This window comes from Nafulsella turpanensis ZLM-10 (genome assembly GCF_000346615.1).
Lineage (GTDB): Bacteria > Bacteroidota > Bacteroidia > Cytophagales > Cyclobacteriaceae > Nafulsella > Nafulsella turpanensis.
On the sequence record NZ_ANNU01000010.1, the window covers coordinates 151,365 to 167,316 of the forward strand.

11 protein-coding genes are annotated in these 15,952 nt (G+C 40.8%); 6 read left to right on the top strand and 5 right to left on the bottom strand.

All coding sequences use genetic code 11. The features are described 5' to 3' along the window. Positions 1-136: 136 nt before the first annotated feature. From F752_RS26205 to F752_RS23550, 3 genes are read left to right on the top strand one after another with little or no spacing between them, the layout of a single operon-like run. Entirely contained in the window at positions 137-310 is a 174-nt protein-coding gene (locus F752_RS26205) for a hypothetical protein (protein ID WP_160164086.1), read from the top strand. A gap of 14 nt (positions 311-324) precedes the next feature. Further along, entirely contained in the window at positions 325-1,083 is a 759-nt protein-coding gene (locus F752_RS0105480; RefSeq protein WP_017730728.1) for an N-6 DNA methylase, read from the top strand. A 1-nt stretch (position 1,084) separates the two neighbouring features. After that, the gene (locus F752_RS23550) at positions 1,085-1,645 is read left to right on the top strand and encodes a JAB domain-containing protein (protein ID WP_017730729.1); all 561 of its coding nucleotides are present in this window, start codon (positions 1,085-1,087) and stop codon (positions 1,643-1,645) included. Between the two features lie 107 nt (positions 1,646-1,752). Here the strand turns inward: F752_RS23550 and F752_RS0105490 are convergent, their stop codons facing one another. Then, positions 1,753-2,913 carry a hypothetical protein gene (locus F752_RS0105490; protein ID WP_017730730.1) on the bottom strand — a complete coding sequence of 387 codons (1,161 nt, stop codon included), beginning with the start codon at positions 2,911-2,913 and terminating at the stop codon, positions 1,753-1,755. 282 nt (positions 2,914-3,195) lie between these two features. Here F752_RS0105490 and F752_RS0105495 point away from each other — a divergent pair, with 282 nt between their 5' ends. The 3 genes from F752_RS0105495 to F752_RS0105505 all read left to right on the top strand — a co-directional run bounded on the left by F752_RS0105495 (position 3,196) and on the right by F752_RS0105505 (position 8,285). Next, entirely contained in the window at positions 3,196-3,417 is a 222-nt protein-coding gene (locus F752_RS0105495) for a hypothetical protein (protein ID WP_017730731.1), read from the top strand. A gap of 17 nt (positions 3,418-3,434) precedes the next feature. Then, positions 3,435-7,823, top strand: coding sequence for an SNF2-related protein (locus tag F752_RS0105500; RefSeq protein WP_017730732.1), 4,389 nt, complete (start codon positions 3,435-3,437; stop codon positions 7,821-7,823). Positions 7,824-7,973: 150 nt separating this feature from the next. Next, positions 7,974-8,285, top strand: a complete 312-nt coding sequence (locus F752_RS0105505; protein ID WP_017730733.1) for a hypothetical protein — start codon at positions 7,974-7,976, stop codon at positions 8,283-8,285. Positions 8,286-8,611: 326 nt separating this feature from the next. On the opposite strand, the gene F752_RS0105510 is transcribed toward F752_RS0105505, so the two are convergent. From F752_RS0105510 to F752_RS0105525, 4 genes are all read right to left on the bottom strand, one after another. Continuing rightward, positions 8,612-11,254 carry a DEAD/DEAH box helicase gene (locus F752_RS0105510; protein ID WP_017730734.1) on the bottom strand — a complete coding sequence of 881 codons (2,643 nt, stop codon included), beginning with the start codon at positions 11,252-11,254 and terminating at the stop codon, positions 8,612-8,614. Then, on the bottom strand, positions 11,255-12,271 hold the full coding sequence (locus F752_RS0105515) for a virulence RhuM family protein (protein ID WP_017730735.1): 1,017 nt from the start codon (positions 12,269-12,271) through the stop codon (positions 11,255-11,257). Beyond that, entirely contained in the window at positions 12,272-13,870 is a 1,599-nt protein-coding gene (locus F752_RS0105520; RefSeq protein ID WP_017730736.1) for a site-specific DNA-methyltransferase, read from the bottom strand. Positions 13,871-14,008: 138 nt separating this feature from the next. Further along, positions 14,009-15,865, bottom strand: coding sequence for a DUF262 domain-containing protein (locus F752_RS0105525; protein ID WP_017730737.1), 1,857 nt, complete (start codon positions 15,863-15,865; stop codon positions 14,009-14,011). Between the last annotated feature and the right edge of the window lie 87 nt (positions 15,866-15,952).

Here is a 15,952-nt window from a genome sequence, read left to right on the forward strand (position 1 = left end):
AGTTCCATGCAGCTAGACGCTTAATAGCTAAGAAGTAAACCCGCAAAAATACCTCCCCAATCCCGAACCAAAGCGAAACCTAATCCTCTCCTTTCCATATCATTACTTTTCAATTTACCACTTGAATCCCAAGAAAATGAAAAGTAAAAATCAAGCAGCCTGCAAGAGCTCTTCCGGAGGAAAAAAAGCCAACACCGCAAGAGTTACTATGATCAGCCGTAGGGCGAAGCAAATCAGGAAAACGAATGAAGAATGGACGAAGGCTATTCAACGGGCCTCAAAAGAGCTGAAAAAAGAAGGTAAACTTTAATCTTTTACGCAGCCATGAATCAGCACCAGTTGAACCAGGAGATAGAGGAGTTTATTAAAAGGAAGGATGTCCTGGAGGAAGTCTATTCCCCAAGTGACCTTGCCTTTATTAATCAGTATGAAGGATCCGGAGGACAGGGAGGCAAAGGTGCAAAAGGCGAAGGAGTACTATACGAATACTATACTCCTGAATTTATCTGCAATCACATGTGGGAGCTCGCCAGACACCATGGGTTTAAGGCGGGGGAAAGTGTTTTGGAACCAAGCTGTGGTACGGGAAGATTTTTTGCCGGCGCTCCAAAAGCAAGTAAGCTTGTAGGCTTCGAAATCAATGAAACAACGGCCCGGATTGCTGAATTAAACTATCCTGAGGCCACTATTCATCGGGGCTATTTTGAAACGGCTTTTCTGGAACCACCAAGGTTCACAGAAAAGATGAGAAACGGAGTAAGTTGGCTTGATGAGTACCCTTTTGGTTTAGTGATTGGGAATCCTCCATATGGGAAGTACAAAAATATGTTCAGCAGCTATTTCCCAAAGCCCAAAGTGCTGCAGATCGAGATATTTTTTATGTATTACGGCCTGCTTCTTTTGAAATCGGGAGGTTTACTATTATACATTACTTCTTCCGGATTTTTAAGAAACGGCAATACCTACGATCAACTGAAAGAGGACCTGGCTAAACTTTGCGAATTAATAGATGCATATCGTTTGCCTCCGGTTTTTGCATCCAGCCCCGTACCTACCGATATTCTTGTATTCAGAAAAAAATAAGATGAAACGTAACAATGACAGAAAGAAGAGCCTAATAGCATATGCTAAACCAAAGCCTTATAGCTATTCCGAAAAGCCTGACCTGATTATAGGAGAACTTTCAGGCTTAAAAGGACAGTTTAAACCGAACCTCATTCCGGAAATTAAAATCAGCTACAATAAAGGAAAGCGCATTCTGGGAAATATCAAATCTTCAGCCGATGTGCAGGATTTTATCAGGAAGCAATACAAAAGAGGAACCATAGAAACCCAGGAATATTTCAATGTCATCTACCTCGACAGAAAAAACAGTATCATTGGCTTTTACCGCCATAGCAAGGGTGGTGTTGCTGGCACCATTGCCGATTTAAAGATTGTATTTGGCATTGCCTTAAAAAGCCTGTCCAGCAGCATGATTTTAAGCCACAATCATCCCTCTAATAATCTAAAGCCCAGTCAGGCAGATATTACTTTAACGAATAAATTTAAGGAGATTGGAAAATTACACGATATCCCGGTCCTGGATCATATAATTGTCGCAAAACAAGGATACTATTCTTTCGCTGATGAAGGGTTGATCTAATTGGGAATGATTCCATTTTCTTGCCATAGCCGTCTCGACGAAAAGCGGGAGTGAGCTACCTACCTTAGCCCACCTTGTTTCGGGGCTATTTATTGCCTAACGTTTTTCTATTTTTTGCTCAAACTCTGCATCTTAGGATCTACGAATAGTTGAACAGTAAACTCATCATCTACTGGAGTAGTTAGCGATTTAACGAAGTCAAAAAGAGTTTCGGAATTAAAGAAGAATGCCTTTTCTTCTCCTTCTACCTTTAGTTCAAATAAAGAAAAAGCCTCTATAAACTCCTTCGAAAAAACTGAAATAATAATAGGCAGTTTAGTACTGATAAAGATAAAATAATCCGCGTCAAGTATATCAATGATATGATTTACCTCTTCGCTCCATTTACAGGCCCAATTAAACCTTTTATCTTGCCATTCTTGACTTTCTAATACGGCTTTAGGTTGATAATTCCCAAATGGTCTTCGTGAAAAACGAAAATGTGTAAATGTATTGCCAATAAATTCCAGATTATCTCGTACCACTACTGTTACGGCTTGAGCCTCCCCAAAAACATCAGAAAGATGGAAAGATTGGAGGTTTTGTCCATTATGTTGAAATGGAAAGTAGCTAATGTCTTTTTGCCAGTGGATGCCGAATTTATCTATTCGAATCCCAGAGAAATGCCCGCCTACACCTTGCCCAATTAAATCAGCTACATACTTAAACGACTGAAATACAGCACAAATACTAACTAAATTCTGCTCGTCATTAATGGTACGGTGTCGAAGTTCGAAGAAAAGTTGATTGGAATACTCAACAAATTCAGAACTTATACTTCCCGCATGAACTGGCTCAAAGAAATCATGCTCTTTATAACCCTTAACGCTATTACAATCATAGGAAACCAAAATGGGCATTTCGTTCTCAATAAACCCCGCAATGATTCGGACTTCACCACCTCCATATTCTTTACACACATGTTCAAAACACCCTTTTATATCTCTCCATTCAGAATTATTTAAAGCGAATTTTAAGATGTCAATTGTTTCATGTGCAGTCCTCACATTACCTGCAAATGCTAAGATTAGACGGTCCTCAAGGTTGTAAATTTTTAACCACTGCTCTTGTGTAACTCTTTCACTTGCCAAAATATGCTTTTCACCAAAAGTTGAAACATCACTCCAAACTTTTGCATTCTCAACACTTGCCTTGTTGTCGTATGTAATTGCACTATCTGCTGCTATGAAAACAGAAGTCTTATTCTTCCAACCGGTGATATAAGTCATATTCTTATCTCTTATTTAGTGGCAGCCAGCTACTGGAAAAAGTCCATTGCAAAGGGGATTTATATTTCTTATGGTTTTAATATTTTTCTGACACATTGCATCTGACCATCATTTCTAAACTTTGCTAAATTTAGAGTTAATTCTATAATTAAGCTCAATAATACTAATACTTCCCACGGCTCAATCTCTTCATCAAGTACAATGCGGATTTAGTACCCCCTTTAGCTTTCCAAAACAGAATCAACCCGAAAGTAATGAGCTTCCTCCTGCTATCATTACTGAATGAATCACAAAGACGCTCAAAGAGACCAGGTAAAACAGCTTAGGCTCCTTATACGCAGGGAGCTACAAAGCTGTAATCCGTCGGCTACGCCTAACTTTTGCGAAATGATTAAAACTCAAAGCGGTTATAAAAAAGCGGAGAGCATGACCATTAGCTATGCCATTACTAACGGAGTGGGTGTAGGAGCCGCTATAGCCCAGTTGGAAAGTGAGATGGAGTAATTCAAGGAGGCTTCACAATGACTAAATCTCTCTCCTACTACCGAGCCCGCATAGAGCACATTGAAAATCTGCTGGATGAATACAGAGAAGAGCTTAAAAGCAACATCAGCGAAAGCAGAAGGGAAATTGTAGAAAAGAATATTGCCCTGCTCCGGAATGGGGTGTTTCCACCCAATAATGCACATCAGGAAGCACAAAACCAGATTTTTCAGCTCCTATCAAAGAAAAATCACCCTAATACCCCGCTATCCTTTACCGAAATCAGCAGGTACAACACCTGGTTTGAAATACACCCGGAAAAAGTAGCCGGGGAAGAAGTTATCAGCACCTCCAGAGAGTTCCCGCTAACGATTAAAGGCTTGAAAGAAGATATTGAAAGAACCTTAAAGGCCGGTATGGCTGGGGAAAACTTAAAACTACCAACTATTCATATGATGAAGCTCAAAGCCAAAGCCCTTAAACTAAAACTCGATCTGCTTAAAGGAAATGATAATCTGGAAGACTTAAACAACTATGCCCTCAATGGCCTTGATGAAGAAGATTTTCTGGATGGACTGGGCGAACTGGGTGAAGCGGATTTGGAAACTGTAAATACGAATTATCTTACCGTACACTCTATTCTGAAAAAATCAGAGGAAGAAAAGAAACAGCAAAACAAGAAGACTCTTTCTTTTGAAGAAGTGGATACTCTTTATAACAAAGGTATTTCTGAAGAAGAGAAAAAGGCATGGGTCTGGTATAAAAGGTCGCTTGGCTTCCCCATGAAAGGCTGGGAAAAGTACTATGTCCATTCAAAGGCGGGTAAAAGCGAGGAAGTTCTAAAGACAACTGAAGATACCATTATCAAGGATAACCGTTGGGAGAACGTGACCAGCGTGAAGAAAGGGAATATCATCGGCAAGCCTACAAAGTTCTCCAATGAGTACGACGGCATAAACTATCTGGTGTTTATCGGGACGGATGGCCATAAATACCTGGTCAACGAAAAGCATGTCAGCCGCCAAAGCACCGGAATGAGAACGGATGAAAAGGTGCTGAATGAATGGGTAGAAAAGGAGATCTTATTTTACTCTAAAGGAGATTACCTGCCTTACCCCTACTTCGCCTATGGCAATATGTATGACCGGGAGCTGCAGCTGAAGGAAGATAAGGAAGCTATTGTGGAGAAATTCGGAGAGGCTGTCTTCCGTAAACATGAGGAGCTGATTAACTCTTTAAAACCAAAGCTGATCACCGTAACGAATCCTGACCCTAATGAAAGACCCAAGATCCTGGCTATTTCCGACTTTGCCAAAAATTTCATTGTTTCAGAGCTCAGAGACGAAACAGGTATAGAATTTCCTGCCAACAGCGAAGATAAGGAGGGCATTCCTGTTGCCAGATACAGTCTTAACGAAGCCTTTACCGAATGGCTGCGTTCTCTGGATAATCATCATTTCAGGGAAGTATCTGCTTATGAAATCATTCAGTACTACCTGAACGGGAAAAATTTAGGCAAAAAGTTTTCGGATGAAGAAAAGTCCACCATCGATAAATATGGCAGAATCGAAGGGGAAGAACTATTTAGTAAATTCCTCTACGAAGCAGTCACTTTTGAGGATCAGCAAAAGATAGACTTCAGCTGGAACAGGGTGTACAATGGCTACAGCTCTATCCCCTATCACCGGGTGCCGATTGGCTTTCAATGTTCCTATAAATTCAAGCAGTTCAGTTTACAGTTTACACCAGCGCAACGGGAAGCGATTGCCTTTATGGAGATCGCAGGCTCCGGCATTATTGCGTATGATGTAGGGGTAGGAAAAACCATGTCGGCCATCATTACGGCTGCCAACGCTTTGTTTTCCGGAAAGTGTAAGCGCCCCTTCATTGTGGTTCCTAATCCCACTTATCAGAAATGGGTACGGGAAATCATTGGCTATACTGATCCGCGCTCCGGAGAGTTTATCCCTGGGGTACTGTCTCATACCGGCGTAAAAGTAAATGACTGGTACAACCTCGGCACTGACATCATCAAAAAGCTTGATTTTGAGAAGGCCGTAGAGGAAAATACCATTACCATGCTGACCTACGAAGGCCTTAATAAGATAGGCTTTTCCTCCAAAGTTATGGGTCTCCTATTCCAGGAGCTTAGTGAAATTCTGGCTCAGGCAAGGGATGAGGAAAAATCAGCCCGTGACCTGGAGAAGAAGTACCAGACCTTCCGGGAATTAATAGGTGTAGGACTTAAAAACACCATCGCAGATATTGATACCCTTGGCTTTGATTACATTGTAATAGATGAAGGGCATAATTTTAAAAACGTTTTTGCCGATGTGCCCACCGATGAGGATGGTGTGAAGCGCTTTAAAATTCAGGGCGCCCAAAGCTCAAGGGCAGTCAAAGCCTTTTTCCTTTGCAATTATATTCAGCGCACTTTCGGCAGTAATGTGATGCTGCTGACGGCTACTCCTTTTACCAATAGTCCTCTGGAGATCTACTCCATGCTATCGCTGGTAGGCCATGAAAGTATGCGGAAAATGGGAATCATCTCGGTGGAGCGGTTTATGGAAACTTTTGTGCTACAGTCCCTGGAATATGTGAATAGCTATGATGATACCATCCGGGAGGCCGTGGTGGTAAAGAGCTTTAATAATCGGCTCATCCTGCAGCGCCTGATCCATAATCATATCGCCTATAAAACCGGGGAAGAAGCCGGGGTGAAAAGACCCTGTAAAGTCAATCTGCCCCGGATCAATGCCACCCAGGAAGACGGCAGCATTAAAAGATTGCCGAATGACAAGCAGATTGTCACCTATCTGCAGATGAGCGGGCCGCAAAGAGATAACCAGCAGGCAATCATTGAAGCGGCAAGATCGGGAAGTGCCAAAGATGGAAGTATTATGCGGGCCATGGGACAATCGCTGGACAACGCCCTTTCTCCCTTTCTTTATAAGTTCAACCGTCCTCCGGAAGATTATAAGGATTTTGTAGAGGAAAGCCCGAAGATCCTTTATGTGATGGAATGCATCCGGTCCGTAAAAGCGCACCACGAAAATAAGAAGGAGGAAGTGTCCGGCCAGGTAATTTATGCCAACCGGGGGAAAGATTATTTCCCATTGATGAAGGAATACCTGGAAAAAGAAGTTGGCTATAAAACCAGGGTAAAACATAGCGGCAAAACCGCGCGGCGGACCGTCTTTGATGAAGTAGAAATCATTTCTTCCGGTATATCGGGAGATAAAAAAGAAGCCATTAAAGATGCTTTTCTGGATGGGGTGGTGAAGGTTATAATCGGTACGGCCACTATCCGGGAAGGAATAGACCTGCAGAAAAAGGGAACGGTGCTTTACAATTGCTATCCCGACTGGAACCCTACGGATGTAAAGCAGCTGGAGGGGCGCATCTGGCGGCAGGGCAATGAATTTGGCTATGTCCGTTCGGTGATGCCCCTGGTGCAGGATAGCATGGATGTGTTTGTATTCCAGAAGCTGGAGGAAAAGACGGCCCGCATCAACGATATCTGGTACCGGGGCGACCGGGGCAATGTTATTGACCTGGAATCGCTGGATCCGGAAGAAGTAAAGTTTGCCTTGTTTACCAATACACAGGCACTTGCCCAAATGACCATCGATAAGGAACGGAAAGACATCAGGCGCAGATTGGCCGTGGCAGAAAGTAATGTAGAGGTCCTGGCCAGGTTCAATTGGAAGCTGAGGCAATATTATGAGTACCAGGCAAAGTGCCGGGAGCAGGTCAGTTTATTTACCAGGACTTTTAAAGAAACCTTTTCCAGTAAAGAAAGTCCCATCTTTCAGCAATGGTGGTGGACCAACAAAACGGAAAAGGAACAAAAATCATTACTGGAGCGGATTCAAAAGCATATCAAAGATGCCGAAGCTTTTATAGAGTCTGCCGAGAAGGAGGATAAAGAATTACTCCGTTTGGGAAGAATGTTCTTTAAGCTCGGATCGGAAGTTGGCCAGCGGGGCAATGAATACAACTTTAATGAATTCAAAATGTACCTCTCAGAAGTTCGAAAAGCAGAGCGGTCTGTACTGGCATCGAAAGGATATTCATTGGAAGATGATGTGGATCAGATCATTGAGGAATTCAAAAAAGATGTAGCTGTCATCACCGCTGAAATGGAGGAAACCAAGAGCCCGGAATACATTGCTGCTAAAATGGACGAGGTGGTAAAGAAAAAAGAAAAGCTCGCCATTAAAGGGGCTACTGTTGAAGAAAGAGCTGCTGAATTTTCCAAACTAAACTATCTGCTGGATTACCGGGCAAAGGAGGTAGACGGGGACAATTGCATGCTGCCCAATGAAAGAGGAAAAGTGGTTTCCAAAGCTGATCTGGTGAAGATTCTAAAGCTGAAAGCAAAGGCTTTGAAGTTGAAGTTGGGATTACTGGAGTTTGCTGCATAGCATTCAGTCATTTTAGTTTCGGCTTGACCAGACAGGTTCTCCTGAAAACTCACGAATTATGATTAACCTTTAGGTTTCATACGAAAAGAGGCCATAGGGGATTTATATGTAGTATCTTTATGTTACACAATTAGAGTTAAATGTAGATTAATGAAAAATAAAAATATAAAATCATTATTAAAAAGTAACCTGTTATTGCTTATAGCGATAGGCCTATTGGTTTCTTGTGATGAATTGAGCGAAAATGCAGAGGGAAGAATAAATGAGATAATAAACAGCCAAACAGAGCGATTGGATTCTATGGTAAATAATGAAATAAATAAAGTACTGGAAATAGACTCTGTAATTAATTTAAAGGATGATAAAGTCAAAAAATTAGATTCTTTAGTTAATAATGCATCTTCAAAACTCGACTCTGTTGCAAATATGAAAATTGAATCATTAAACAACATCGGGAATTAATAACAGGAGGCTATCGCCCCTTGTAAAAATTTTTACATTTTCGAATGGTGCGGTCCACCGCTGCGGCAGAGCTTTTGGAAGAATTGGAAAGATTAGAGAGGTCCAGCTTCACCTCTGAATAAAATTTTAAGCCAACAATTCCGTGTTTTTAATTAACCCATAGAATTATATATTTGTATTGTCATTGCCCATAGGGTAAAGGACGTGGTTGGCCGCAATACCTTAATTTGCGGCTTTTTTATTTCCCCCTTAAGAAACCGAAAGTACTTTTTCGGCTTTTCACGCTTAGCTCCATTTACAAATCCCAAACAATTGGCCTGAAGTCCCTAAAGCCTTGAAATCAGCTCCTTCGCTTTAGTTCTGCTAAAGGCATCCTCTGGCGAAATTTTATCATATACCATAAAGTAGTGATACTCTCTACCCGCCAAATCTGCCCATTTATTACCTAACCTCCTCTTCGATGCACTATCAGGATTATCTCTGTCATCTCCTTTGGTTTCCAGCAGTACCACATGGCCGGAGTTAGTAACAAGAATAAAATCGGGGAAGTGGTTGGATTTAAAGCCATTAATGGAAAACCCCTTCCCTCTGCCTAAATTTCTATGCCAGAAAGCAACATTTGGCATCGTGCCCATATCGGTAATAACTGAGGTCTCAAAATTATTCATGGAGCCTTCTCGCTCATATAAGGAGTTACTTATTGAGCTCCCCAATAATCCGGGTACTATCATGTCGGAAAAGGCCCAGGTGGGTTTGGTGTTGATCTTCCCGATTTTCACCATATCATTGAACTGCTCCTCCGCATAGGCATCAGCATGAAGCCTTATTTTAGCTTTAATTTTATCAGAATAGCTGTATTTGCGGATTAACATATCCTTCAGCTGCTCCGGGTTCAGGCTATCAAGGATTTTTTCAATATACCTTCTTATTTCCTGGTCCGGAATGGGATATATACTGCCTACCATCTGGATGATTTGATGGGCTATATCTTTTACCTGATTCTCTTTAGGCTTTGCCAGAATATATTCCACCATGGGGTCCTTCACCTGCTGGTCTTCTATCTTCGTAAAGCGGGGAGTGTACTGATCTTTCCCTACCTGTTCAATGTCCACCTTATAGAGGTCGGAGGAAATTTGCTCAAAATCAATCTTCGTATCCTCATTAGAAAGCCTGAAATCTTTGAGTAGTGCTTCCTGGTTGAGAAAAACCTCTCCGGAACCAAACAATTCACTTTGGGTTGTTTCCAGAAAGAACTGCGGTAACTGAATGGGTTTAGTTATATCCTGATTTTTCTCAACAATTTTGTAGCGCTTTACTTTATCACCCATTTCCATTAATAGATTATCATCAACAGGTTTAGCCTTTTGCTTTTCTATTTCAGCCTCCATTTCCCTGTTCTGTTCTTCTGCCATGGATTGGATCTCCGTAACTACATTGTCTTGCGAAGCTGGGGCGGCATCGATTTGAGGATTGAAAGATATTCTTTCAGTATTAATTTCATCCTCTGCATCGTTTTGAGCTCCCTGCTGTTCAGGAAAGAGAAAGGATTCCATCGGATCACCGCCTGATTTCTTTTTGATCTCCTCAGGCATGATATCTTTTTGGCGATAGTCGCGCTCGCTAAACCCGGATGCCTGCAGGCCTTCTACAATATTCTGAAGGGTCTCATTAAACTTAGCCGAAGCAGTAAGCACATAAGAGACATTCAGTAAAGAGGCTGCATGCTTCATGACGTAGGGTTGCCGTAACACCCGGCCCAGGATTTGTTCCACATCTACGGCAGAAGATTTATCTGCTAAGGAAGCCAGAATATAGGCAAAGGGGCAATCCCATCCTTCTTTCAGGGCATTAATGGTAATGATATAGCGAACGGGACAGTTTTTATCCATCAGGTCAATGCCTTTCAGTTCGTCTATGTTCGCAGTTTTAATTTTTATCTGCTCCTCCGGAATGCCTACTTTAAGGAGCTGCTCCTTCACTTTCTCAAAAGTGGTATTATCATCCTTCGTTTTTGGCTGCGCCTGGAAAAGCACGATTGGCCGAATGTATTTACCTCCTTTTTTCGCCTCCTCAATTGCTAATAGCTCCAGCTTTCTTTGAAGGTGCAGGGCACTATTAATGACTTCTGTTTTATCATGGTGATTGTAGACAATGACCGGCAGCTTCACCATGTGCTCCTTTTTCAGCTCAATAGCCGGAACCAGGCTAATGATATTGCTATTTTCTTTTGGCGTAGCGGTTAAATCAAGAATAAAGGAAGGGTTCAATGCCTTTAGCATATCCACACTAAGGGTACTTTCCGCATTGTGGCTTTCATCTACTACCACCACCGGAGTAAGACTCCTGATGACGTTTATAAGAGCAGTTTCGTCTACGTCTTCCATTATATGGGAGCGATCCTTGTATTGGGATACAAAAGGAGCCAACTGTCCGTTTTCCTGATAAACCTTTCGATCCTCCTTATTTTTTGCCCGTAAGCTGGCAAAGCTCATCACAATAATTGAAAGCTGATCCTGAACTACGGTCGGGTTAAAATTGGAAGCTTGCTCTGTATCCTTTTTCTCATATACTTCTACCCGGTGATTAAACAGCGCATCAAGTTTTTGGCGGTACGGATGTTCAGGATTACTAAGATTTGCTACTGTTTGATCGAGTAAGTTGCTCCAGGGAACTAACCAGACTACAACCTTTGGCAGCTCAGTACCATAGGCATTAAAAATGGTATCTAAAGCATTACAGGCTATAAAGGTCTTCCCTCCAGCTGTGGGTACTTTTATACATACATTTGCCGCATTAGGGATATTATTTTTATAAGGCTCCATTCCCTCTTTCGTGAGAGGATTAAAAGGTCCGATCCTATCTTCCCAATATTTATTAAAAGCAACATCAATTCGCTTATACTCCTGCACATATTCCAGGTAAGCCTGAAGATCGGCAACCACTTTCTGCTGATAGCTTTTGAGTTCCATTTATTTTTTTCTTTTCTTAATATCTCTAATCACCTTATCAAAATCGGAATTAATTTTCTGGGTCTTGTTAAGCTGATCGTATTCAAGGCCCGCTTTCTTTTCTGCCTGTGTCTTACTGATTTTGCCTGCATTTCCCAGCACCTTAAATTCGTTAAAGGTCAAAAATTTATTGACACTCTCTGCCAACTCATGCATCGTGAAGGTATACTCCCTTTCGATAAGATTTTCGATGTAATCAAAATAGCCGGAAACTGTTCGCTCCAGCTGTTTTATTTCTTTTTCCTGCAAATAGTTTTTGGCTACTGTAGTATCGGACTTCAGTATGCGGCCATCGGGGGCATTTTTCCAGGTTGTTAATCCCATATTTTGCCTGCTGCTATCGGCATTCCGGAAAATAATCTCAGCGGCCGTTTGATTCGTGATGGCGTAGTGAAATTTATTTTGCACAGTAGCATAAAATGCTTTGGTAACCTCAGCGTTACGGTCATAATCTATGCTGCACTCTGCGAAAATATCGGTAATTTTTTGATAGATCCTTCGCTCACTTGCCCGGATGGAGCGTACCCGCTCCAGAAGTTCTTTAAAATAATCTTTCCCAAAAAGGATTTGCCCTTGCTTAAGTCGTTGGTCATCGAGAGTAAAGCCTTTGATAATATATTCCTTAAGTACTTTAGTGGCCCAAATGCGAAATTGAGTAGCTTTAGCCGAATTTACGCGGTACCCGACAGAAATAATAGCGTCTAAATTATAGAATTCTACATTTCTTTTTACTTCTCTATCGCCTTCTAATTGAACTGTTCGGATTTTCCGAACAGTTGCCTCCTTCTCCAATTCTCCACTCTCATAAATATTAGATAAGTGTTCGCTAATGGTAGATTTAACCACTCCAAAAAGCTCTCCCATGCTCTTTTGCGTGAGCCAAATGGTTTCATCTTCCAGGAAGACATCTACCCGCACATCGCCATTGGGGGTAGTATAAAGCAGAAAACTATTGCTATTATCAGGTAATGGTGCCATTTAAAAGCGGGTTATATCCCTCGGTATTTTCTTAAAGATGATATTATGCTTTGCCATATACTCTTTGGAGAGCAGGCAATTATCGGCATAAATCACATACTGCCCTGCTCTGGTTTTGATGGTGGCTAAAAACTCATAATCCAAAGTAGTTAATGCCTTTTTATCATACACAAAATAGTAGGCAGTCGCTTCTTTAGAGCCTAAATAATACTGGTTATCTGAGGAAGATGGATTTTGTATTAGTGGGGTACGGGTTTCGCTATACCAGATGTACTGCCTGATCTTTTCAACCCCCACTGCCTCATTAAGATATTCCTGATTATCTCCGGAAAATAATGGAGCACCAAGCTCAAAATAATCGAATGATCCTCCTGTTCCTTCTACAGCCTTTTTTTTATCTCCATATCCAATCGCCACCCTCTTTACCCGCTCTGCAGTAGTGCTATTAGCATAATCTTCCATTTCAACCAAAATGAACTTCCTATTACCTCCATCACTCTTATTGAGAGAAACTACCGCATGAGCAGTTGTCCCAGAACCGGCAAAAGAATCAAGAATTATATCATTTTCTTTGGTTGATAGCCTTAGTATTCTTTCTATTAAGAGGCTAGGTTTTGGTGTATCAAAAGAAGAGGTTTCTGCAAAAATTGCCCTCATCTCATTTTTTGAAGTTCTGTTACTGCCAACTTCATCTTTCTTCCACAGAGTCCGAGGCACAAGATCTGAGACTTCATTAAGATATCGTTTTATGCTAGGCCTAGCAGAATTATTAGGTCCCCACCAAATTCTTCCGTCACTATCCAACTCTTTAAGCTTTTCTTCTGATATCCTCCAAAATCTTCCTTTAGGAGGCTGAAATGTTCTCCCAGTTGGACCCTTTATTGTGTATTCTCCTTTTGAATAAGGTTTATTAGCATAAGGGTCACCTGGGATCCAAGGCCCTCTGGGGTCATTATCCGGATTGGTATAAATAGAATTAGATTTCTCGTCTCTAGGAAGCTTATATGGCGTCCAATCAGAATTTTTCGAAAAAACCACAATATAATCATGGTCTGTAGAAAACTGTCGGGCAGAGTTTCTTGGGGAATCGGCTTTTTCCCAAATCACATTAGTTACAAAATTACCTGCCCCAAACACTTCATTCATCAATGGCAATAAATATGACAGGGCATTATCATCGATGGAAACGAATATTACCCCGTCTCTTGCTAAAAGCTTGTATAACAGCATTAGCCGGGGATACATCATACAAAGCCACTTATCATGCCTACTCAAATCATCTCCCTGTCTTCCAACAACATCTCCTAACCACTTTCTGATCTTTGGATCATTTACATTATCGTTGTACACCCAGCCTTCATTTCCCGTATTGTACGGTGGGTCTATATAAATGCATTTTACCTTTCCTTCATACTCCGGAAGTAAAGCTTTTAAAGCCTCTAAATTATCGCCATGAATGATCATGTTCCCACTTCCGGTTGCTTCTGAGCTTTCCCCCTCTTCAGCTGTAAAGCCGTATTTATGTTCAAGGACACGGAAAGGCACATCTCTGTGGTGGTTCACCACCTTCTCTTTTCCTATCCAGTTGAGCGTTGGCATATAGTATGTTATCTCTTAATGTTATTTTCTAATAGCTCCAGTCTTCTAAAGCTATATTTTCTCCTCCAGTAGTCTCTGCAATTTTACCAGTTAGCAGAAGCACTATGAATCCATTAGGCTCTGCTTTTAAAAGCTTAGTTACTGGTATAAACTAAAATAATCTGTCGACCACAATTGCTCACAAATCCGCTGTACTAATTCCTGCCTGTCTTCTATATCATCTGTTTTAAATTGAGGATGAGGCTTAAATTGCAACTCATCAATTAAGTTCGACTTCAAGAAGTTAGGATTTTTTACATAATAGGCTGGATGTAAAGTCTGGGCATATGTATTTTCCTTTATATAATGCTCCAGCTTATCTTCATATTTATCGCTATTAAAGGACTGATTAGTGCCACTTGGTAAAAGTATGAGAGCCCCAACGGAATTCCGCCAACTTTGAAAATCCCCTTCCTGCTCAAACTCATCCCTATGTTCAGAGAATTTATTTCCCCATATGTGCTCGATTTCAAATTGCCTTCCCTGAGGGTGATGGTAGCTTACGTAATTTGTGTCTTTGCCAACCAGGTTATCTATGTAAGCAGATATTCTTGAGAGTAAATGCTTTACAAATTTTCTATTCTGACCGTGCATGCCAAAGTTCTCTACTCCATCCCATTTTTCTTCGATATTTTTGATCTCTTTAGCCAGGTTTTCTCCCAGCTGGGCTAAATCATTATTACGAATATGCTTAATTAAATTAAACATCGTATATTTTATTGAAGTCTGCCCAAATTTCCGATAGTTAACGGCCCGCCTTACTGTAAAGGTTTCAATGTACCTGGAAGTAAAGTCTACCTTTCTTTTTATGGTTAGGTCATCATCTCCAAAATTGATAGGAGCTAGCAATAAAGGATCTTGAAGAGACTCTGCAATTCCCCAATGATTAATAAAGTGAGTGTGGGGCATATCCGGATCAAGCTCAGAATGCGCATTCCAGATCTTTGTAAACCACTTCACAAAGAAGGGAAAGTGGTTTCTGAAGAATTGGTAAAAGTCATCAGAAGATTTTAATTTGAATAGGGTCTTATGATTATCCTTAAACCAATTATGGAATCTTGAGCCAATAAGCTCAAAATCCTGATTTTCCGAACCTGCTTTGCCTGGCCTTATGCTTTTCGCATACTTACTTCTAAACCATGCCTGAAAAAAGGTTTGATCTGCTGACTCTCCATATTCGTGTAACTTTTGTATTTGGTTTTTCCATAAATCATTAATTTCTGCCCGCTGCTTTGCATCCGTTATTTTTGAAAGGACATACCCTTTAAGCATTTCTGAAGGTGTGAGATTTAACCCACGATCATTCATTGTTTCAAAAATGGTATAGGCATTTTCATCTGAATAAGCAGTAATTTCAACAATTACCACATTTTCAATAAACCAGTCTATAAAAAAAGGCAAGGCTGATTGATCTATTTCTTCAGGAAATGATTGCACTATGTCTTCATAACGCTCCATCATATTCTGAACAGTTTCATCATCACTTTCCTGCAGTCTGTAATCTCCTTCTTCAAATAATGCCTTCAAGCATGGCTCCCGCAATTCGTCTGTCATATTAAATGACTTTTCACCATACTTTTCAGAAAAAATAAGTTCGCTTATTGCTACTCTTTGCTCGCTATTCGATTGTAAGTGATTAAGGTAAATTAATAACAAGGTAATGGAAGTAATCCGCTGCTGGCCATCAATGATTGACTTTCTACCATCATCAGGATTTACACTAAATACTACAGGGCCTAAATAGTAGCTTTGGTAATTGGCTACGTCCGAGCGTTTATTATCTGGATTGTAAGACTTTAAAAATGTGGTGGTAAGATCTTCTACAAGTAATTTAATATGTTTTTCCTGCCACCGGTATTCCCGCTGAAAATAATCTATGTAGAACTTTTGATCTTTTAGAAGAGCATTGATACTGGTATCCGTTGCTTCTATCCTGTTTTTTAGCTTGTTATTCATTAATTCTTGAAGGACTATATATTTAAATGGGTTTTCTTTTTAAGCCAATAACTAACGGTCAGATTAACAGGAACTTCTTATACTTCC